The sequence below is a fragment of the Pseudenterobacter timonensis genome (assembly GCF_900021175.1).
GTDB classification, from domain to species: Bacteria; Pseudomonadota; Gammaproteobacteria; order Enterobacterales; family Enterobacteriaceae; genus Enterobacter; species Enterobacter timonensis.
In genome coordinates this window covers 256,710-276,212 of record NZ_FCOP01000012.1, presented here as the reverse complement: position 1 = coordinate 276,212, position 19,503 = coordinate 256,710, and the positions used below count along the sequence as shown (strand labels likewise).

At 59.7% G+C, this 19,503-nt stretch carries 15 protein-coding genes; 8 read left to right on the top strand and 7 right to left on the bottom strand.

What is annotated here, in order from left to right; translation table 11 throughout:
* Positions 1 to 11 precede the first annotated feature (11 nt).
* From BN3796_RS14690 to BN3796_RS14680, 3 genes are all read right to left on the bottom strand, one after another.
* Positions 12 to 1,133 (bottom strand): amidohydrolase, encoded by a 1,122-nt coding sequence (locus BN3796_RS14690; protein WP_061709096.1) that lies wholly within the window; start codon positions 1,131 to 1,133, stop codon positions 12 to 14.
* A complete protein-coding gene (locus tag BN3796_RS14685) occupies positions 1,130 to 2,119 on the bottom strand; it encodes an LLM class flavin-dependent oxidoreductase (RefSeq protein WP_061709095.1) in 990 nt (329 codons plus the stop codon). The genes BN3796_RS14690 and BN3796_RS14685 overlap by 4 nt, the downstream gene beginning before the upstream one ends.
* Before the next feature lie 110 nt (positions 2,120 to 2,229).
* Complete coding sequence (locus tag BN3796_RS14680; RefSeq protein WP_061709094.1) at positions 2,230 to 2,769, bottom strand: shikimate kinase; 540 nt, start codon at positions 2,767 to 2,769, stop codon at positions 2,230 to 2,232.
* Positions 2,770 to 2,940: 171 nt separating this feature from the next.
* Here BN3796_RS14680 and BN3796_RS14675 point away from each other — a divergent pair, with 171 nt between their 5' ends.
* Together BN3796_RS14675 and ansP are read left to right on the top strand one after the other, a co-directional pair.
* Positions 2,941 to 3,843 carry a LysR family transcriptional regulator gene (locus BN3796_RS14675; RefSeq protein WP_061709093.1) on the top strand — a complete coding sequence of 301 codons (903 nt, stop codon included), beginning with the start codon at positions 2,941 to 2,943 and terminating at the stop codon, positions 3,841 to 3,843.
* Positions 3,844 to 4,231: 388 nt separating this feature from the next.
* Positions 4,232 to 5,728, top strand: coding sequence for an L-asparagine permease (gene ansP / locus BN3796_RS14670; RefSeq protein ID WP_061709092.1), 1,497 nt, complete (start codon positions 4,232 to 4,234; stop codon positions 5,726 to 5,728).
* 183 nt (positions 5,729 to 5,911) lie between these two features.
* On the opposite strand, the gene yncE is transcribed toward ansP, so the two are convergent.
* Positions 5,912 to 6,970 (bottom strand): 7-bladed beta-propeller protein YncE, encoded by a 1,059-nt coding sequence (yncE, locus tag BN3796_RS14665; protein WP_061709091.1) that lies wholly within the window; start codon positions 6,968 to 6,970, stop codon positions 5,912 to 5,914.
* A gap of 260 nt (positions 6,971 to 7,230) precedes the next feature.
* Here yncE and pqqU point away from each other — a divergent pair, with 260 nt between their 5' ends.
* On the top strand, positions 7,231 to 9,342 hold the full coding sequence (pqqU, locus tag BN3796_RS14660) for a TonB-dependent receptor PqqU (protein WP_061709090.1): 2,112 nt from the start codon (positions 7,231 to 7,233) through the stop codon (positions 9,340 to 9,342).
* Between the two features lie 79 nt (positions 9,343 to 9,421).
* On the opposite strand, the gene BN3796_RS14655 is transcribed toward pqqU, so the two are convergent.
* Both BN3796_RS14655 and BN3796_RS14650 read right to left on the bottom strand, forming a co-directional pair.
* Entirely contained in the window at positions 9,422 to 10,090 is a 669-nt protein-coding gene (locus BN3796_RS14655) for a GntR family transcriptional regulator (RefSeq protein ID WP_061709089.1), read from the bottom strand.
* A 298-nt stretch (positions 10,091 to 10,388) separates the two neighbouring features.
* A complete protein-coding gene (locus tag BN3796_RS14650; protein WP_061709088.1) occupies positions 10,389 to 11,426 on the bottom strand; it encodes an NADP-dependent oxidoreductase in 1,038 nt (345 codons plus the stop codon).
* A 186-nt stretch (positions 11,427 to 11,612) separates the two neighbouring features.
* On the opposite strand from BN3796_RS14650, the gene BN3796_RS14645 reads away from it, so the two are divergent.
* Together BN3796_RS14645 and BN3796_RS14640 are read left to right on the top strand one after the other, a co-directional pair.
* Positions 11,613 to 12,131: a GNAT family N-acetyltransferase gene (locus tag BN3796_RS14645; protein ID WP_061709087.1), complete on the top strand. Its 519-nt coding sequence runs from the start codon at positions 11,613 to 11,615 to the stop codon at positions 12,129 to 12,131.
* On the top strand, positions 12,128 to 12,577 hold the full coding sequence (locus BN3796_RS14640; protein ID WP_061709086.1) for a DMT family transporter: 450 nt from the start codon (positions 12,128 to 12,130) through the stop codon (positions 12,575 to 12,577). Before BN3796_RS14645 ends, BN3796_RS14640 begins: the two co-directional genes overlap by 4 nt.
* A gap of 1 nt (position 12,578) precedes the next feature.
* Here BN3796_RS14640 and BN3796_RS14635 read toward each other — a convergent pair whose 3' ends face one another.
* Entirely contained in the window at positions 12,579 to 12,812 is a 234-nt protein-coding gene (locus BN3796_RS14635; RefSeq protein WP_061709085.1) for a YdcY family protein, read from the bottom strand.
* Between the two features lie 271 nt (positions 12,813 to 13,083).
* On the opposite strand from BN3796_RS14635, the gene BN3796_RS14630 reads away from it, so the two are divergent.
* From BN3796_RS14630 to BN3796_RS14620, 3 genes are read left to right on the top strand one after another with little or no spacing between them, the layout of a single operon-like run.
* Complete coding sequence (locus tag BN3796_RS14630; protein ID WP_061709084.1) at positions 13,084 to 14,382, top strand: SrfA family protein; 1,299 nt, start codon at positions 13,084 to 13,086, stop codon at positions 14,380 to 14,382.
* A 4-nt stretch (positions 14,383 to 14,386) separates the two neighbouring features.
* A complete protein-coding gene (locus BN3796_RS14625; protein WP_061709083.1) occupies positions 14,387 to 17,353 on the top strand; it encodes a virulence factor SrfB in 2,967 nt (988 codons plus the stop codon).
* Entirely contained in the window at positions 17,350 to 19,503 is a 2,154-nt protein-coding gene (locus BN3796_RS14620; protein WP_061709082.1) for a virulence factor SrfC family protein, read from the top strand. The genes BN3796_RS14625 and BN3796_RS14620 overlap by 4 nt, the downstream gene beginning before the upstream one ends.

Below are 19,503 nucleotides of genomic sequence, written 5' to 3'. Positions count from 1 at the left end.
TCACCCCTTACTTAAATGTGTTGTAACGCTTCCTCGGCGAGCCGGGCAAAATAGCGTGCCGCTGGCTCAATCAAGGCTTCGTCAGGATTAAAGGCCGGATGGTGCAGACCAAACGGGCTGGCGCTGCCGATACTGACGAACGCGCCGGGAATGTGTTGCAGGTAGACGGCAAAATCTTCTCCGCCCATATGCAGTTCGGCATGTTGCGTTTCATAGCCAGTTTCACGGGCGACCGAGGTGGCAAACGTCGCCCAGCGCTCGTCGTTCACCAGGGCGGTTGGCCCCGCATACCAGGTGATATCGATCTGTGCGTTAAACGCGCTGGCAAATCCGGCGGCAATTTCCCCCACCCGCGCCTTGACGGTCTGCTGGACTTCACCTCGATGGGTACGCAGCGTCCCTTCCAGCTCTACCTGTTCCGGCAGTACGTTCCAGGTATTGCCGCCATCAATGCGCGTGACGCTAAGCACCACGGAATCCAGGGTGTTCACGTTGCGGCTGGCGACGCCATGAAGGGCAGTGACCAGCTGGCTTGAAAGAAGGATGGCGTCGGTGCCTTCATGAGGACGCGCCGCGTGCGCTCCTTTGCCGGTCACCCGGATCACAAAGCGATCGACGTTGGCGTAGAAGGGGCCGCCGCGCGTAGCGAAAGCGCCCACCGGTAAACCAGGCTCATTGTGCATGCCAAAAATGGCGCTGACATTTTCCAGCACGCCCGCCCGAATTAGCCGTTTCGCGCCGCCGAAGTTCTCTTCCGCAGGCTGGAACAGTATACGTACCCGTCCGGGCAGCGAGGCCTCGCGCGCCTTAAGCTGTAGCGCGGCGCCGAGGATGACGCTGGTATGAATATCGTGACCGCAGGCGTGCATAACCCCAGGCGTTTGCGAACTAAACGCCACGCCGCTGCGCTCCTCAATGGGCAGCGCGTCAATATCGGCTCGCAGTGCGATCTGCGGCGCCCCCTGACCGATTTCTGCCACCACGCCGGTCTCCAGATCGTAGGGCAGTAAGGCGATACCCGCCTCCGTCAGCCAGCGGCGCAGGCGGGCGGTGGTAGCCACTTCCTGGCCGGAAAGTTCGGGATACTGATGCAGTTCGCGCCGCCAGGCGATCAGCTGTGTATTAAGGCTCATGCCGTCACCTCCCGTGGCTGTCTGGCTCCGGCCAGCAGGCGCAGGGACTGGCTTCGCAGGTTGCCCTCCGCCACTGGCGTATCAATGATAAATTCATCGATTCCCCAGCGCTGATGCAGCGCCTCAAGCTGCGCCGTTACCAATTCCGGCGTGCCCGCCAGCAGCGACTGGGCGCGGCGAGCGATCCGCAGCGGTTCGCTTCCTGCCTGACGCGCGAAGGCGTAGGCCTGCTCTTCGCTGGCGACCGAGACGCGCTGCCCGTTGACCAGTTCCACGCCCCAGACTTCCACCTTTTGCGCCAGCGCCTCGGCCTGCGCCTGGACCGGCGCGACAATCGCCTGCACCGCCACGATCAGATCGCGCGCGCTATTGGCCCGCCATGCGGTCGCCACGTCGCGCAACAGATCCGTATCGCCGTTTAAATGGGCGGCAAAGACAAAATTCCAGTTAAGCCTCGCCGCCAGCAGCGCGCTCTCCTCGCTCGCGCCCAGCAGAAAACCCTGCGCAGGCGTGGACGGCTGCGGCGTGGCGCGAAGTTCTTCGTCAGCGGCATGAAGCCAGCGGTCAAGCTGCGCTAGCTGTTCCGCGAAGTTGCCCTTCGCCTCCTGATGCAATCCCTGCTGGAGGGCGCGGGTCGCAAGCGGCAGGCCGCCTGGCGCCTTGCCGACGCCTAAATCAACGCGGCCCGGCGCAATGGCGGCCAGCACGTTAAAGTTTTCCGCAACCTTGTAGGGGCTGTAATGCTGAAGCATCACGCCGCCGGAGCCGACGCGGATGCGGGAGGTTTGTCCCAGAATCCAGGCGATGAGCAGTTCCGGCGACGGGCTTGCCAGATGGGGGGTATTGTGATGCTCGGCAATCCAGAAGCGGTGGTAGCCCAGCGCGTCTGCCTCTTTTGCCAGGCTCAGGGTGCGCGCCAGCGCATCGGTGGCGGTATCGTGCTCCGCCACGGGGCTTTTATCCAGAATGCTGATTCGCCAGGACATGTTTTTTTCTCGCTTGACTAAACATGTCGGTATTATTAAAGGGCGATTTCACCACTGAGAAACAATTAATTTACATTTCCATTGCCGGATTTCAGATATAGTGGCGCGGTTCAGAGGGCGGATTTCAGCTCGGCAATCAGCGCCTCGGCCTGCGCGCGGCGGGTAATACGGATAAAGCGGATATGCGCATACCGCGGATCGCGCATATCCGCCTCGTAGCGGGCCCGGTTGCTGCGCCAGGTTTTTATTGTCCAGAGCAGAATGGAGTCGCGGCTGAAAAACGACTGGCGAAAGCTCTCCCGGTTGCCGGTTCCCGGCCATAGTTCCTGCTGCGTCCAGGCGCGTTTGATCGCCCTTCCCACCGCCTGACGGAAGGTGCGCCAAAACCCGTAATCCACCCAGACCACCAGATCCACATCGCGCCATTTCACCGGGCGGGTACGGTTGTAGTTACCGTCCAGCACCCAGCCGGGCGAAGCGTTGAGCGCGGCGTCAACCTTCGCCAAAAACAGATCGTCAGGGGTGCCCTGCCAGCGGGGGCGCCAGAAGAGCGTATCCATCTCGATATAAGGCAGATGGAGTTCTGCCGCAAGCCGTCGGGCAAGCGTCGATTTCCCGCTACCGCTCGTGCCGACGAGGTTAATTTTCATAGTCCGGTTTCGCCTTATTATTCCGGCTGCATCATAACGTTTTATATCGGCCAACGTCATTAGCCGCTTATTCTCCCTGGTGCGCAGCCGGAACAGTAGCGCGGACGGCGCGAGCCGATTAGACTGCAAACGCCGCTTTACTATGAGCCAGATTCATTAATCGGAAATCGCATGCTGAAAGATAATTTTAACGACCTGCTGTCGTTTATGGTGGTCGCCCGCGAGCGCAGCTTTACCCGCGCCGCCGCGCAGCTTGGCGTCTCTCAGTCGGCACTCAGCCACGCCATGCGTAATCTGGAAGCGCGCCTGGGGGTACGGCTGCTGACACGAACCACCCGCAGCGTGGCCCCGACCGAGGCGGGAGAACAGCTCCTTTCGCGGCTCGGCCCGCACCTGCTGGAGATGGAGCAGGAACTTACCGCCCTGCGCGATATGCGTGACAAACCGGCGGGCAATATCCGCCTCACCGCCGGGGAACATGCGGTCAACGCGGTACTGTGGCCGGTGCTGAAGCCGTTCATGGCGCGCTATCCCGATATCAACATTGAGGTGACGGTCGATAATGGCCTGACGGATATCGTGGACGGGCGCTTTGACGCCGGGGTGCGTCTGGGGGAGCAGATCGCCCGGGATATGATCGCGGTCCGCATCGCGCCGGATATGCGCATGGCGGTGGTGGGCTCGCCGGACTATCTGGCTCGCTACGGTGTGCCCGGAACGCCGGAACAGCTGGCGCACCATCGCTGCATCAATATGCGCTTGCCTACCCGGGGCGGGCTTTACGCCTGGGAGTTTGAAAAAGCGGGACGCGAACTGCGTGTCAGGGTGGAGGGACAGCTTACTCTGAACAGCCTGCCTCAGCGCATCGACGCCGCAGAAGCGGGTCTCGGTCTGGCCTACGTGCCGGAGGATTCCGTGGAACACGCCCTGGCAAGCGGGAAGCTGGTGCGGGTGCTGGAGTCCTGGTGCCCCCCGTTTGATGGCTACCATCTCTACTACCCGAGTCGCCGCCAGCATACTACGGCGTTCGCCCTGCTGATTGAGGCGCTGCGGATCGGGCCGGTATCCACTTAATTTTCCCCTGACATCCCTGCTTTTAGTAAGAGGCGCTTAACAGTGCCCTTCCGGTTACCCTCTTCTGCGCCACGGGCCGGTGGCTGAAACCTGCCCATAACGGGGGAAATCCCCTCCGACAACTACAGTTATTCTGGCCAAAAAATCATCAAGCTTCAGCGCGTTATCGCGACCCGATGCAATAACAACAATAAATAGTTCAAAACGCATCACTTTCGCCACGGTTATATTTTGCGTCGCTTATCAATTGCAGGTAGGATGCCTCGCCATGTTTTGCTTTATCCATACGCAGAATGACTGGAAAAGCAGCATGTATTCGCGCAGAGGCAATCGTTTGGTTGGCTGCCTGCCGGGTTAAGATGATTCAGACAGGTAAACAGGTACATTCATGAAAACAAGCAATAAAAGCGCAGCGGAGCACCATGCTGCGAAACGTCGCTGGCTGAATGCCCATGAAGAGGGCTATCACAAGGCGATGGGCAACCGTCAGGTTCAGATGATCGCTATCGGCGGTGCTATCGGTACCGGGCTCTTTTTAGGTGCAGGTGCCCGCCTGCAGATGGCCGGCCCGGCCCTGGCGCTGGTCTATCTGGTATGCGGCATCTTTTCATTCTTTATTTTGCGCGCCCTCGGGGAGCTGGTGCTGCACCGCCCCTCCAGCGGCAGCTTCGTCTCCTACGCCCGTGAATTTCTTGGCGAAAAAGCCGCCTACGTTGCAGGCTGGATGTACTTCGTTAACTGGGCGATGACCGGCATCGTGGATATCACCGCCGTCGCGCTCTATATGCACTACTGGGGCGCGTTTGGCGATGTGCCGCAGTGGGTGTTTGCCCTCGGCGCGCTGGCGATTGTCGGCACCATGAACATGATTGGCGTGAAATGGTTCGCCGAGATGGAGTTCTGGTTTGCGCTGATCAAAGTGCTGGCGATCGTGATCTTTCTGGTAGTCGGCACCGTCTTTTTGGGTACCGGTAAACCGCTGGATGGCAATGCCACCGGCTTCCATCTGATCACCGATAACGGCGGTTTCTTCCCGCACGGCCTGCTGCCGGCGCTGGTGCTGATTCAGGGGGTGGTGTTTGCCTTCGCCTCTATCGAACTGGTCGGTACCGCGGCGGGGGAATGTAAAGATCCGCAGACCATGGTGCCGAAAGCGATCAACAGCGTTATCTGGCGTATCGGCCTGTTCTATGTCGGCTCGGTGGTACTGCTGGTGCTGCTGCTGCCGTGGAACGCCTACCAGGCGGGTCAGAGCCCGTTCGTTACCTTCTTCTCGAAGCTCGGCGTGCCGTACGTGGGCAGCATCATGAATATCGTGGTGCTGACCGCCGCGCTCTCCAGTCTTAACTCGGGCCTCTACTCCACCGGACGTATTCTGCGCTCGATGTCGATGGGCGGCTCCGCGCCGAAGTTTATGTCGAAAATGAGCAAGCAGCAGGTGCCCTATGCGGGTATTCTGGCGACGCTGGTGGTCTATATCTTCGGCGTTTTCCTCAACTATCTGGTGCCGTCGCGGGTGTTTGAGATTGTGCTGAACGTCGCCGCGCTGGGGATTATCGCCTCCTGGGCCTTTATCATGGTCTGCCAGATGCGCCTGCGCAAGGCGATCAAAGAGGGTAAAGCGGCTGAGGTGAGCTTTAAGCTGCCAGGTGCGCCGGTGACCTCCTGGCTGACGCTGCTGTTCCTGTTCAGCGTGCTGGTGCTGATGGCGTTTGATTACCCGAACGGCACCTACACCGTTGCCACCATTCCGCTGCTGGCGGTATTGCTGATTGCAGGCTGGTACGGGGTTCGTAAACGGGTTCACGAAATTCACAGTACCGCGCCGGTGCATCCTGATGATGGAAAGCTGGACGCGCCGCTGGTGGAAGAGACGTCGCGCTAATACGCCGTCAAAAAAAGGGAAGGCATTTAGCCTTCCCTTTTTCTTTTGCCGGGTGGCGGCTTCGCCTTACCCGGCCTACGGTCCTTGGATCGCCACCGTTAGCCTTTCCTTTGCTTTTTGCCGGGTGGCGGCTTCGCCTTACCCGGCCTACGGTTCGCGGGTCGCTACCAGGCAAGACCTGCGTTACAGGGCGATACGGATCACGTCATCCGGCTGGGTGGCTTCCTGCTGACGGGTCGACTTCTGTTTTACGGTGACGTAAAGCGTTTTACCGTCGGCGGAGAGCGCCAGGCTGTTCGGGAAGGTCGGCGTGTCAAAGGTTTTGGTCACCTTATAGGTTTTGGCGTCAATCACGCTCACCTTGCCCGCTTCGCGATGGGTCACGTAAGCTTCGTTACGGGTGGGGTTAAAGAGCACCGCCAGCGATTCCGGCGCGGCCACTTTTTCCAGCACCTTGCCATCCTTCAGGCTGACCACCAGCACAAACGGCTGTTTCGAGTCGGTGATAAAGGCGCGCTGACCGGCGGTGTCGAGGCTCAGGTTAAGGTAAAAGTGCTCCCCCTCCTCCTGCAGCTTTTTACGGCTCAGCACCTTGTTGGTGGCGGTGTCGATGGTGATGAGCTCTCCATCACCGTTGGTGGTGTAAAGGCGTTTAGCCTGCGCGTCCAGCGCCAGACCGGTGCTGAATTTACCCGTACCGGTGATGGTCTCTTTGAGCTTCATCGTATTACCGTCCACCACCCAAATCACGCTCTCTTTGCCAATGCCGGTGATGTAAACCGTATTCGTGGTCTCGTCAGCAACCAGTTCACGCGGCTGCAACGGCTTCACGGTGTCGCTACGCTTGCGATCGTCCAGCACCAGCCGTCCTTTCACCTCGCCGGTTTTCGCGTCAATCGCCGTGACCGCGCTATTAACGGTATTACCGAACCAGAGGGTCTGCGTTGCGTTATTGATTGTTGCGCCAAACGGCTTCAGATCGTTATGAATCGCCTGAGTCACCTCCAGCGTGACCGGATCGAGACGATAAACCACCCCGCCCTTATCCAGCTTACGGCTTTGCGAGGTCGCCACCCACAGGGCATTCTCCTGCTGGCTCACGGCCATCTCATACGCGCCTTTGCCGACCGCCTTGCGCAGCATCTCTTCTGCGGCCTGAGCGTGAAATGCGCCCGCAAACAGCAGGGAACCTAACAGGAGCGAACCGCGCAGGCGCGGCGAGCACAGATGACGTAAAGACATAACAACTCCCTTTCAACTATATGGTGTGGTGCGGACATTGCTTCCGGATGGCGAGGTCCTGGCATCGCCTTTATGGATGAGAATAGTAATCATTATTCATGAGAATGTGGAGTTTTTCTTTTTTGCGTTAACCCTATCCGCCAGTTTTATCTACACTTTTGTTAACGCAACGTGCTGTTAAAGTTTTCAATAAATTTACAAAAGCTTTAACATAGCCCTCCGTATCATTTGGTTCATTTATATTTGATTGGCATACATTCATGAAAATTATTTCCGGAAGCCCGTTGACGCTTCCTTTGTTTGTGGTTCCTTTTGTCTTGTCTCCCGCCGTGCTTGCTGAACAAGAGCAGACAATGATTGTCAGCGCATCGCCACAGACCATCTCTGAACTCGATACGCCTGCCGCCGTCAGCGTGGTGAATGGCGAAGATATGCGCCAGGCGACGCCGCGCATTAACCTCTCGGAATCCCTCGGCAGCGTGCCAGGCCTGCAGATCCAGAACCGCCAGAACTACGCCCAGGATTTACAGCTGTCGATACGCGGCTTTGGCGCCCGCTCCACCTTTGGCGTGCGCGGGATCCGCATGTATGTGGATGGTATCCCGGCCACCATGCCGGATGGTCAGGGCCAGACCTCCAACATCGATCTCACCAGTATTGACAGCGTGGAAGTGCTGCGTGGCCCCTTCTCGGCGCTTTATGGCAACGCCTCCGGCGGAGTTATCAACATTGCCACTGAGACCGGCCAGCAGCCGCCCACTCTTGAGGCAAGCAGCTATTACGGCAGTTACGGCACCTGGCGCTACGGCCTGAAGGCCACCGGCGCCATGGGCGACGGCACCCACGCCGGGGATGTGGATTACACCGTCTCTACCACCCGCTTCACCACCCACGGCTATCGCGACCACAGCGGCGCGCGCAAAAATCTCGCCAACGCGAAGCTCGGCGTACGTATCGATGACGTCAGCAAGCTGACTCTGATTTTCAACAGCGTGGATATGAAAGCGAACGATCCGGGCGGGCTTGACTATCAGGAGTGGCAGAACAATCCGCGTCAGTCGCCCCGCGGCGATCAGTACAATACCCGTAAGACCATCAAACAGACCCAGGCGGGCCTGCGCTATGAGCGTCAGCTCAGCGAGCAGGACGATCTTAGTGTGATGATGTATGCGGGCGAACGGGAAATGACCCAGTACCAGTCGATCCCTTACCAGCCGCAGCTGCGCGAAACCCATGCCGGGGGCGTGATCGACATGCAGCGTCACTACCAGGGGGTGGATACCCGCTGGACCCACCGGGGAGAGCTGCTGGTGCCGGTCACCGTGACCACCGGTCTGAACTACGAGAACATGAGCGAAAATCGTCGCGGTTATGAGAACTTCGTGATGAACAACGGTGCTCCGGAGTATGGCGTGAAGGGCGACAAGCGCCGCGACGAACGTAACCTGATGTGGAACGTCGATCCCTATCTGCAAAGCAGCTGGCAGCTGACGCAGAAGCTCGCTCTGGATGCGGGCGTGCGCTACAGCTCCGTCTGGTTTGACTCAAATGACCACTACGTGCAGGGTGCCAACGGCGACGACAGCGGTGAGGCGAACTACCATAAATGGCTGCCTGCAGGGTCGCTGAAGTATGCCGTTACCGACGGCTGGAACCTTTACGCCGCCGCAGGTCGCGGCTTTGAGACGCCTACCATCAACGAACTCTCCTATCGCTCCGGCGATCAGAGCGGTCTCAACTACGGCCTGAAGCCCTCCACCAACAACACCTATGAGGTGGGCAGCAAGACGCGCATCGGCAATGGCCTGCTGACCGCCGCCCTGTTCCGTACCGACACGGATAACGAAATCGTTGTAGATGCCAGCTCGGGTGGACGCACCAGCTATAAAAATGCCGGGAAAACCCGCCGGGAAGGTTTTGAACTGGCGCTGGATCAGCAATTTGCCGAGAACTGGAAGCTGAAAATGGCCTGGACCTGGCTGGATGCGACCTACCGTACCGACGTCTGTTCAGACGGCGACTGTAAAGGCAATCGCATGCCGGGCATCGCGCGCAATATGGGCTTCGCCTCCTTCGGCTGGGAGCCGGAAGAGGGCTGGTACGCCGGAAGCGATGTGCGTTACATGAGCGATATCATGGCCGATGATGAAAACACGGCGAAAGCGCCCTCCTATACCGTGGTTGGCCTCAATACTGGCTATAAGCTCAACCACGGCAACTGGGGCATGGATATCTTTGGCCGCGTGGATAACCTCTTTGACAAAGAGTATGCCGGATCGGTCATCGTTAACGAATCGAACGGTCGTTATTATGAGCCGGCCCCCGGTCGTAACTACGGCGTAGGCCTCTCGGTCTCATATCGCTTTCAATAAGCGTAAACCCGGCAGTAATTTACTGCCGGGTTTACTTTAAACGTTATTTACCGCAAATTATAAATATATCTCCTGATATTTACTCCCGATATCGCGATAATATTAGCGAGGTCGCCTCATCTATCAGTTTATCTATTTCTTTTTCGCTTGCCGTTGCATCCCGTTTTGCCAGCGCCACAAGTAATGCCTCATAGTGATAACTTCCATCGGGAATATTATCGATCAGTTCATATAAACAGTTAAAGCACGGGCCAATACGTACCCAAAGCTGTTCGATTAATGCCAGCAAGGTGGGCATCTGCGCATAGCCGTACAGGGTAAAACGAAACTGGCGGTTGGCATGTAACGCCCGGGGGACATCGCCCTCGCGCATCGCCTCGTGAAAACGATCCGCCAGCTTATGCAGTTCCTCGAGCCTGCCCGGCGACATATGCTGGCAGGCGACGGCCACCGCCATTGTCTCCAGCCGCTTGCGCAGAAGGGTCACTTCGTGGTAGCGCTCAAGGCTGATTTCCGGTACCAGAAAGGCCTGCGCAGGGGTGGCATGAAGCGCGCCAGCGGAGACCAGACGCAGAAGCGCCTCGCGAACGGGAGTGATACTCGTGCCCAGTTTATTTGCAATTTCTTTTGTAATCAGCCTGGCGCCAGGTTTTAATGCGCCGACGATCAGTGCGCTCTTAAGACTCATCTCAACCTGCATGGTCAGGCTCAATCGTTGCGCCTTTTCCAGATGTTCCAAATCAAGCATGTTTTAATCCTGTAGCTAAAACAAAATGCTGTTCACCTCATCAGCAAAATATGAGCTGACGTTTTCATGATATATCCTGTATTGCATGCCTGGTATCGAGAGTTAAATGATCGATCCATCGCTTCTTTTTGCGTCGTTCCTCACCCCGACGCGGAAGCTTAAGCGCGTAACGCAAAATTTAAGATATTATAGCTAAAGTTACAGAAATAATTATGGCGGGAAACCAAAAGAAAAAAAAATTAAAGATATTATAGATAAAGTAACAGAAATAATTATGGCGGGAAACCCGCCATTATTATCAGGATTCATCGTTCGCGACGCGTATCACGACTTTACCGAAGTTTTTCCCCTCCAGCATCCCTTTAAAGGTGTCAGGCGCATTTTCCAGCCCCTCGGTGACCTGCTCCCGGTAGTGGATTTTACCCTCTTTAACCCACTCTCCCATCTCGCGCTGAAACTCTTCGATACGATGGCCATAATCCTGATTGATGATGAAACCCTGCATGCGAATGCGTTTCTTCAGGATCGTCCCCATCAGCAGCGGCAGGCGATCCGGCCCCGCCGGCAGGTCTGTGGCGTTATAGCCGCTCACCAGGCCGCAAACCGGCACGCGCGCGGAGGTGTTCAGCAGCGGCAGCACCGCGTCGAAAACCGCCCCGCCCACGTTTTCATAATAGATATCGATCCCGTCCGGACAGGCGTTTTTCAGCTGGCTGGCGAAATCGTCCGCGCGGTGATCGATGCAGGCGTCAAACCCCAGCACCTCGACCGCGTGGCGGCACTTCTCCGCGCCGCCCGCCACACCAACGACCCGGCAACCTTTGATTTTGCCGATCTGCCCCACCGTCGCCCCGACCGGGCCAGTTGCGGCGGCAACCACCAGCGTTTCGCCCGCTTTCGGCTGGCCGATATCCAGAAGCCCCATATAGGCGGTGAAGCCGGGCATGCCAAGAATACCGAGCGACCAGGAGGGGTGCTCCGTCTCGCCGAGCTTCACAAGATCCTTGCCGTCCGAGAGCGCATACTCCTGCCAGCCGTTATAGCTTAAAACCCAGTCACCCTCTTTATAATCAGGGTGATTCGATTGCGCCACGCGGCTGACCGTTCCGCCCACCATCACCGCGCCAATCTCCACCGGCGGCGAATAGGAGGGCTCATCGCTCATCCGCCCGCGCATATAGGGATCGAGCGAGAGCCAGATGGTACGCAGCAGGATCTCATTCTGCCCGGGTTGAGGCAGCGGCTGCTCCTCCAGGCGGAAGTTGTCGGCAACCGGCGCGCCCTTCGGGCGGGAGGCCAGCACCCAGCGACGGTTTCGCGTAGTCGATTGGTTCATAGAGAGCTCCTTATAACAAGAATGTCATTAGAGACTAGTCGTTTATGCGCATCTGCGCCTTAACATTACGCGCTCTATACAATTCTGAGACGAAACGTGTTTAGCCGTAGCGGTTTGGCCTCACGCTTGTGTAATATCGGAAAAGATCAGACCCACTGCCGTGAACCAACACAACAAGGTAAAAGCATGCTTATCCGTCACGCCTGTAAAGAGGATTGCGCCGCCATCGGTGAAATTTACAACCACGCGGTTGTTCATACCGCCGCTATCTGGAACGATACCACCGTCGATACGCAAAACCGCATCGCCTGGTTTGAAGCCCGCACCCTGATGGGCTATCCGGTGCTGGTGAGCGATGAGAACGGCGTGGTGACAGGCTACGCCTCCTTTGGCGACTGGCGGGCGTTCGAGGGGTTTCGCCATACGGTGGAACACTCCGTCTACATTCACCCGGACCATCAGGGAAAGGGGCTTGGCCGCCAGCTGATGAAGCAGTTGATCGAAGAGGCGCGCGCCATCGGGAAGCATGTGATGGTGGCGGGCATTGAGGCGCAGAACCACGCGTCCATTCACCTGCATGAGACGCTGGGCTTTACCCTAACCGGCCAGATGCCGCAGGTGGGCACCAAGTTTGGCCGCTGGCTGGATCTCACCTTTATGCAGCTGCAGCTCGATCAGCGCACCGACCCGGACGCCATCGGATGAACCAGGCGCTGACGCTCGCCTTCCTTGTCGCCGCCGGCATTGGCCTGGTGGTGCAGAACACATTGATGGTCCGCATCACCCAGAGCGCCTCCACGATCCTTATCGCCATGCTGCTCAACTCGCTGGTGGGCATCGTGCTGTTTGTCACTATTCTTCTGATTAAACACGGAATGGCCGGGTTTAACGAGCTGGCGACGACCGTCCGCTGGTGGACCCTGATCCCCGGGCTGCTGGGCTCGTTTTTCGTCTTTGCCAGTATCAGCGGCTATCAGTATGTGGGCGCGGCGACCACCATCGCGGTGCTGGTCGCCAGCCAGCTCATCGGCGGGCTGGTGATGGATGTGCTGAAAAGCCAGGGAATACCGCTGCGGGCGCTGATTGGCCCGGTCTGCGGCGCGGTGCTGCTGGTGGTTGGCGCCTGGCTGGTAGCCCGGCGTCAGTTCTGAATTAAAGGATCACGCCGCCTCTGGTCAGATGCTCCTGGCGTGCCTCCAGCTCCTCTTTATGGTGTTTACCATGATGGGAGATGGCGGTGCGCAGGCGCTGCTGTTGGGTATAGCGCTCCTCCCGGCTTAACTCCGCATCGTCGCTCAGTTCAATCAATAGCTCATTCATATGGGCAATCACGCTCTCTTCCAGCGTGGCGTCTACGCGTTTAATAACCTCATCTAAATGTGACACTGTCACTCCTCCTGTCAATCTCCGGCGCAGGCCGGGATAATGTTGAGCTTCGCTTCAGAGAAATCGCCTTCTCTCCCCCCGCATCATAGTCTTTATCGCAAGGTTTTCACACCCGCCTGAAAACGCAGATTTGCCTTAAGTTCCGTTTGCGTCAAGCACAACCGTTCTTCTCAATAGTGCAAGGACTCGCCGCTTTTTACCTCTCTTTCGCCGTTTGGCCTTTTCCGGGTTCATTAGAATAGAGGCGTGAAAAAGTCTACAGGACCAAAACGTGGCAAAAACTCTTTTACGCAGCGGCAATCTTGATGATTATCAGGCCGTGGGCGGCGGCGGTCAGGCCGTTTTTGACTCTGCGCTGCAGATCCGTGAAGCGCTGCGTCTGCGCAGGCAGCAGCCTCTCGTCGACTGCCTGGCGATCCCCCAGATTAACGACAGCGGCGACCGCGTGGACTGGTACTCCCCCCTGGAAGGGGAAGTTGTAAGCTGGAAAGCCGCCGATAAAGAGGCACGACTGCGCGCCCTGCGCTATCTGGAAAATAGCCTCGCCAGCGTGAGTTCCCTGAGCAAAAAAGCGCGCCAGTCGCCCAAAACCGCCCAGCAGCTTTTTGGCTCTTTACTGGCTAAAGCTTTCCAGTTTCCCGGGGAGAACTTTCTTTACCTGGTGGATGGCAAACCGGTTATCACATTCTGGGGCTTTGTTAACCTCAATGAGAACGCGCGCGACGATATCCTCGACTGCCTGCGCGAGTCGCTGCTGCCGGAGCCACCCCCGCGTGTGGAAACCGAGCCGGAACCCCCTGCGCCGGTCATCACCGTTGAGCCACTCGACGCGTTGCCAGAGCCCTCTCCCGCGCTACGCGCCCGGGTGGAAGAGCGCTACCGCCCTGAGCCGCAACCCGAGCCGCAGCCAGCCATGACAGCGCCTGCTCCTGAACCCCTTAAAAAGCGCCGCCTGCCGCGCCGGGCGCTGCTGGGGGCAGCCGCGATAATTATCGCTATCGCCGTGCCGCTGCTGTGGCCAAAAGCCACTCCGGTCGCCGCCGTTGAGCCCGTCGCCCTTCCCCGCGTCGGTAAGCCCCTGCCCGAACTGACCCGCACGCTGCCACTGCGCCACGCGGAGGTGGTGCCGGTTGAGACCGCGACGCCTGCCCCGGCCCCGGAAGCGGAAGCCGTTGCGCCGGTAGCGAAGGATCTGCTGGTGATGGCGGCCAGCCAGGTCAAAGCGGGGTCCACCCGTTTTCTCAACGGCAGCTGGCGCGTCATGCTGGATGTGAAAGATCCGATTACCGGCAAGCCGCCGTCGCTTCGCTATCAGATCCAGAACAACAAAGGTACCGCCCGGGTGGTTCATGGCGACAATATCATCTGCCGCACGGAGATCTTCTCCGGGCTGCACAGCAACGGCGAACTGCTGATTAAAACCCGCGGCAACGCGCGCTGTACGGATGGCTCGCGCTACCCCATGCCGGAGATCGCCTGTAAAGCCGGTAGCAACGACGTGGCGGAGTGTACCGCCCGTTACGATGCCCATACCGTCGTTCCGTTGACGTTCAAAAAAGCAGGTGTCTGATCCTATGCTGGTAACTCTTTGCGACTACAAACAGAGCGTGACGCTTATCGCCAACAGCGGCGTCCAGTTTCTGGACTTTGGTCTCACGCCCCAGGAGTCGGCAAGCCAGGGCCGCTTTGTGCGGAAAACCGCTAACGGCCCCCTGCTGCGGCTCGACTACGATCTGGTGAATGGCCGTTATACCCTGCCCGCAGGACGTGGCGGCCAGCCGGAGGTGGTGAAACCTGAAAGCACCGTGTCGCTCCTCCACTCCCTGGCGGTGCTGGACGGCGTCTGGCTGCCCGTTCCTTTTCTGCGCTTTAATCCACCCCGCACCTTTGTCGAAGGGCCGGATAACTGGGCACGGGTGCAGATACGCAGGCTTCAGAGGCCAGACAGCGCGGGCAACAGCCACCGCATTACCCTGGCGCTCGATAGCCAGATCGCCCCGCACGCTACGCCGGGCCTTTCGCCGGTGGAAAACGATATTCTCAACGGCACCCGTTTTGCGCTGGCGTGGCGGGATGACGAGGTGCAGGATTTTCTCGATCAAACCTGGGTTGACGGCTGGCTGCGCGAGGCGTTTACCACCTGGGCCACCGAGGAGAATCTTGCCGGGCGCGACCTGCAACAGGCGATGCGCAGCTTTGAGTATCAGGCCCACTGGCTGAATTTACTTACGCTGCTGGGCGAGCAGCTCGCCGTCCCGGAGGTGAAATTCGTTACCCATACCCTGAGCACCCCGCCGATTGAGGTGGATCTCGTTCTGGATGTAGGCAATACCCACACCTGCGGCGTAATTATCGAAGATCATGGCGACGCCAATGACGGCCTGCGCCAGACGGCGGAGCTACAGGTGCGCTCGTTAAGCGAGCCGCAATATCTTAATGAGCCGCTCTTTACCAGCCGTCTTGAGTTTTCCGAGGCCCGCTTCGGCAGGCAGCATTTTTCGGTGGAGAGCGGGCGCGAGGATGCGTTTGTCTGGCCCTCCATCGTGCGGGTGGGCGATGAGGCGCGTAAGCTGGCCATGCGGCGGATGGGAACCGAAGGCAACAGCGGCATCTCCAGCCCGCGCCGCTATCTGTGGGATGAGACCCCGGTGGTACAGGACTGGCGTTTCAGCCAGATCAACGCCAAAACCCAGCGCGAACCGCTGGCGACCGCTTTCCCGCTGATGAATCTGATGAATGATGACGGCCAGCCGCTCTTTACCCTGCCGCAGGATGAGCGGCTGCCGGTCTTCTCCCCCCAGTACAGCCGCAGCACGCTGATGACGCATATGCTCTGCGAGCTGTTAGCGCAGGCGCTGGGGCAAATCAACAGCGTCGCCACCCGTTTGCGGCTTGGCTTTCCCGCCTCCCCGCGCCAGCTCCGCACCCTGATCCTGACCCTGCCGTCGGCGATGCCGAAGCAGGAGCGCGAAATTTTCCGTCGCCGCATGTTCGAGGCGATCGCCATCGTCTGGAAGGCGATGGGCTGGCATCCGCAGGACGAGGATTTCACCGGTCGCAAACAGCAGGAAAAGAGCGTGGTGCCGGTGCCCGCTATCCAGATGGATTGGGATGAGGCAAGCTGCGGCCAGCTTGTCTGGCTCTACAACGAAGCCATCGCCCGTTTTGGCGGTCAGACCGACGCCTTTTTCGCCTCCCTCGCCCGTCCCGACCGCGCGGCCAGCCCGGAGCGCGCCCTGCGCGTCGCCTCGGTCGACATCGGCGGCGGAACGACCGATATGGCAATTGTCCACTATCAGCTCGACGACGGCGTGGGCAATAACGTAAAAATCACGCCGCAGCTGCTGTTCCGCGAAGGCTTTAAAGTGGCGGGAGATGACACCCTGCTGGATGTGATCCAGCGCTACGTGCTGCCCGCCCTGGAGACCCGGCTTGAGAAAGCAGGCATCCCTGACGCCTCGCGGCTGTTAGCCTCGCTCTTTGGCGACTCCGGGCGTATCGATACCCAGGCGGTGCTGCGCCAGCAGGCCACTCTGCAGCTCTTTATGCCGATCGGTCACGCTATTCTCTCGGCATGGGAAAGTAGCGATGTCGACGATCCGTTGGCTGGCGTATACGCCACTTTCGGCGATCTGCTGCCGCAAAGGCCGACCCGCAACGTGATGAATTACCTGCAACAGGCCATCGATCATGCGCTGCCTGCAGGGTCGCCCCCGTTCGATCTCTTTGCCGTCCCGCTGCACCTCACCTTCCATGAGATGCAGGAGGCGATGCTGGCGGGCGAGTTTACGCTGGCGGCACCGCTTCACGCGGTCTGCGAGGCGATTTCGCACTACGCCTGCGATGTACTGCTGGTTACCGGCCGTCCCGGCAGCCTGCCCGGTGTACAGGCGCTGATCCGTCATCTGCAGCCAGTACCGGTCAGCCGCATGGTCTGGCTGGATAAGTACAACGTGCACGCGTGGTATCCCTTCAGCCAGCAGGGGTGCATCGGCAATCCAAAATCGACCGCCGCCGTGGGCGCCATGCTCTGCAGCCTGGCGCTCGATCTTCGCCTGCCGCGCTTTAACTTTAAGGCGGCCGATATCGGCGCCTGGTCAACGGTGCGCTATCTGGGCGTGCTCGACAGTACGGTGAATACCCTGCGCGAGGAGAATGTCTGGTATGCCGGAATCGACCTCGATAAGCCTGGCGCGACGCTCGACGCCCGGCTGCACTTTCCTCTGCGCGGTAACGTCACTCTCGGTTTTCGCCAGCTGGAGAACGCCCGCTGGCCCGCCACGCCGCTTTACACCCTGAGCATTAACTCCGCCTGGCTGGCAAAAGCGATCGCGGGCGACGGCGTGCTGAATGTGCGTTTACAGCTCTGCGGGGGGAGCCGTCAGGAGGGGCCTGACGCGTTCGAGCTCAGCGACGCCTGGCTGCAGGACGGTACGCCGGTACCGACGGATGCCTTGACCTTCAAACTTAATACCCTGGCCGACCGCCGTCACAGCGGCAGCCATTACTGGATCGACAGCGGGAGCGTATACCTGAAATGAGAGCGATGACATCCCCCTCCCGGGCCTGTATGGAGTGGATCAACGAGACGCGCGCGCTGTCGCCGATGCTGGATGATGATGCCGACGCGCTGCTGGCGAGACTCAATAGTGTCCAGGCGCGCGAAACCGCCCTCCATCACGCCCGGGCCGCCCGTCGCACCGTCGGTCTGTATGGTCATTCGCAGGCGGCCAAAGCCTGGCTGCTGACCGTGCTGTGCGGGGATGACGCCCGTCTGGAGGTGACCCTCGGGCCACGAACATTTGACTACTTCACCCATATCAATCCGGGCCACGCGCCTGCCCGCATGGCGCTGCGCTTCACCCCGGCGCGTGCGCAGTACGCCGACGACCCCTTTCCTCTGCGTCTGCGGATACTCTCCGAGGCCGAGCTGGTGCAACTTTTTATCGCCTTCGCTGCCCGCAATCCGGCGATTCGCCCGGTGGAGCGTGCGATTATCGACGCGCGGCTGGAAAAGTGGCGCGGGCTCTGTCAGGCGCAACCGGTCGCAGGGATCACCGCCAGCGAAACAGCGGCGATTGCCCGCTTCTGGCAGGCGCAGATGCCCGGCGGCGTTCAAGCTGTTGATGACGCCCTCTGGCATCAGTTCGCCACGCTTGCTCCCTGTCTCGATCTGAGTACCCGCGCCTCGCTCTGGGGTTTGCTCTGGGGAGAACAGCATGAACTTACGCAGCAGTGGCTCCGGCTGGCGCAGGTGCTGCATCAGACCAGTCACGCCCGCGAGCTGGCCGCGCCGCTTAGCCTGCTGGTGGATAATTTTGGCCTGCCGGGGGAATTTCTTACGCGCGGGGAGCTGACCGGCGCAGAGAGCCAGGAGGCAGCGCTGCATCCTCTTACCGCTGACGGCATGCTGAGCGCGGTCAGTATCCCGCTGGATACGCTGGCGCTGTTGACCTGCGAAGTGGTGTTGCCGGTGGAGAATGCCCTTATCGGCGACGTTGATATTATCGATATTCCCGCCCCCGGCGAGGGCCAGTCCATGACCCTCGCCGGAATAAAATACCAGTGGCTGCTGGAACACTATCGTCAGGCGCTGGAGCCTGACGTGCTGGCGATCTGTAACGCCACCACTCGCCACGAGCAAACCGCCGACGCGGCAACGGCGCTGATGCGCTGGGCCAAAGAGACGCAGCCCGCCGCGCCGTCCGCCCTTCCCGGGCTGGTCTGGGCGATCACGCCACACGACGCGAGGCTGGTGACGGGCGTCAATCTGGATGAAGCGGTGCAGCAGCTCCTCAGCCAGGTCGGCCAACGCTGGGGAACGCTGCAGGCGCTGGACGGCCACAGCATTCGTCAGGTGGTGGAGTGGCTTTCGCAGGCAACTCTCCCTGCCCGGCGGCTGGCGCGCCTGCAGGAGGTGGAGGAGCGGCTGCGGGAGACGCGCCGTTCGCTGATGAAGGGATATGGCGCGGCGAAAGGGCTCACGGTCGAGGACGCGCAGACGCTGGTGCGCACCCTGCAGCAGAACGCCGCCCGACACGGGGAACTGCTGTGCGCCCTGCTCCCGCCGCTGACGGCGTTCGAGACGCTGCTGGCGGTGCAGCCGGGTCGCGAGGAGCAGGTCACCACCCTTTTTAGCGAAACCATCGATCTCTTTGCCGATGCCTGCACACAGGGTGCGAAGGCCACACCGACTAAAGATAAGGGACGGCTGGCGCATCGGATCTGGGTTAATCACCTGCGCCAGTGGAGCCGCAGCGAGGCCGCCGCAGCCCGGCTCGGGCTGGATACCATGCTCACGCAACAGCTCGCGGATGTGCTGATTACCACCAGCTATCGTCTCAGGCTGCCGGGGCAGCTTCAGGCTATCGTGGAGGAGGATAACAGCGCCGCCCGACTGCACGCCGCAATGGGTAATTTTATCGGCTGGCTGGGCTACGGGCAGACGCCAGCCGGGGAGCGCCCCGCCAGCCGGGTGCGTAAAGGCGAGGCTATCTTTGCCACTCCGGTCGTCAGCTGTACCGCCCCAAGGCTAACGCGCCTGGGAGAGCAGCCGCTCCACGCCGCAACGACCTATGTCTACGACTGGCTGGTGGCGCTCTATACCCGGGCGACGGAAAATGGCGATGCGCCGGTAACGGGAGAGATACCGCCCGCAGCCCGGCAAACGCTACAGGGGCTACTGACGTAA

Coding starts and splice junctions, on each gene's coding strand:
- BN3796_RS14690 (WP_061709096.1), bottom strand. CDS start 1,133: ATGAGCCTTAATACACAGCTGATCGCCTGGCGGCGCGAACTGCATCAG.
- BN3796_RS14685 (WP_061709095.1), bottom strand. CDS start 2,119: ATGTCCTGGCGAATCAGCATTCTGGATAAAAGCCCCGTGGCGGAGCAC.
- BN3796_RS14680 (WP_061709094.1), bottom strand. CDS start 2,769: ATGAAAATTAACCTCGTCGGCACGAGCGGTAGCGGGAAATCGACGCTT.
- BN3796_RS14675 (WP_061709093.1), top strand. CDS start 2,941: ATGCTGAAAGATAATTTTAACGACCTGCTGTCGTTTATGGTGGTCGCC.
- ansP (WP_061709092.1), top strand. CDS start 4,232: ATGAAAACAAGCAATAAAAGCGCAGCGGAGCACCATGCTGCGAAACGT.
- yncE (WP_061709091.1), bottom strand. CDS start 6,970: ATGTCTTTACGTCATCTGTGCTCGCCGCGCCTGCGCGGTTCGCTCCTG.
- pqqU (WP_061709090.1), top strand. CDS start 7,231: ATGAAAATTATTTCCGGAAGCCCGTTGACGCTTCCTTTGTTTGTGGTT.
- BN3796_RS14655 (WP_061709089.1), bottom strand. CDS start 10,090: ATGCTTGATTTGGAACATCTGGAAAAGGCGCAACGATTGAGCCTGACC.
- BN3796_RS14650 (WP_061709088.1), bottom strand. CDS start 11,426: ATGAACCAATCGACTACGCGAAACCGTCGCTGGGTGCTGGCCTCCCGC.
- BN3796_RS14645 (WP_061709087.1), top strand. CDS start 11,613: ATGCTTATCCGTCACGCCTGTAAAGAGGATTGCGCCGCCATCGGTGAA.
- BN3796_RS14640 (WP_061709086.1), top strand. CDS start 12,128: ATGAACCAGGCGCTGACGCTCGCCTTCCTTGTCGCCGCCGGCATTGGC.
- BN3796_RS14625 (WP_061709083.1), top strand. CDS start 14,387: ATGCTGGTAACTCTTTGCGACTACAAACAGAGCGTGACGCTTATCGCC.
- BN3796_RS14620 (WP_061709082.1), top strand. CDS start 17,350: ATGAGAGCGATGACATCCCCCTCCCGGGCCTGTATGGAGTGGATCAAC.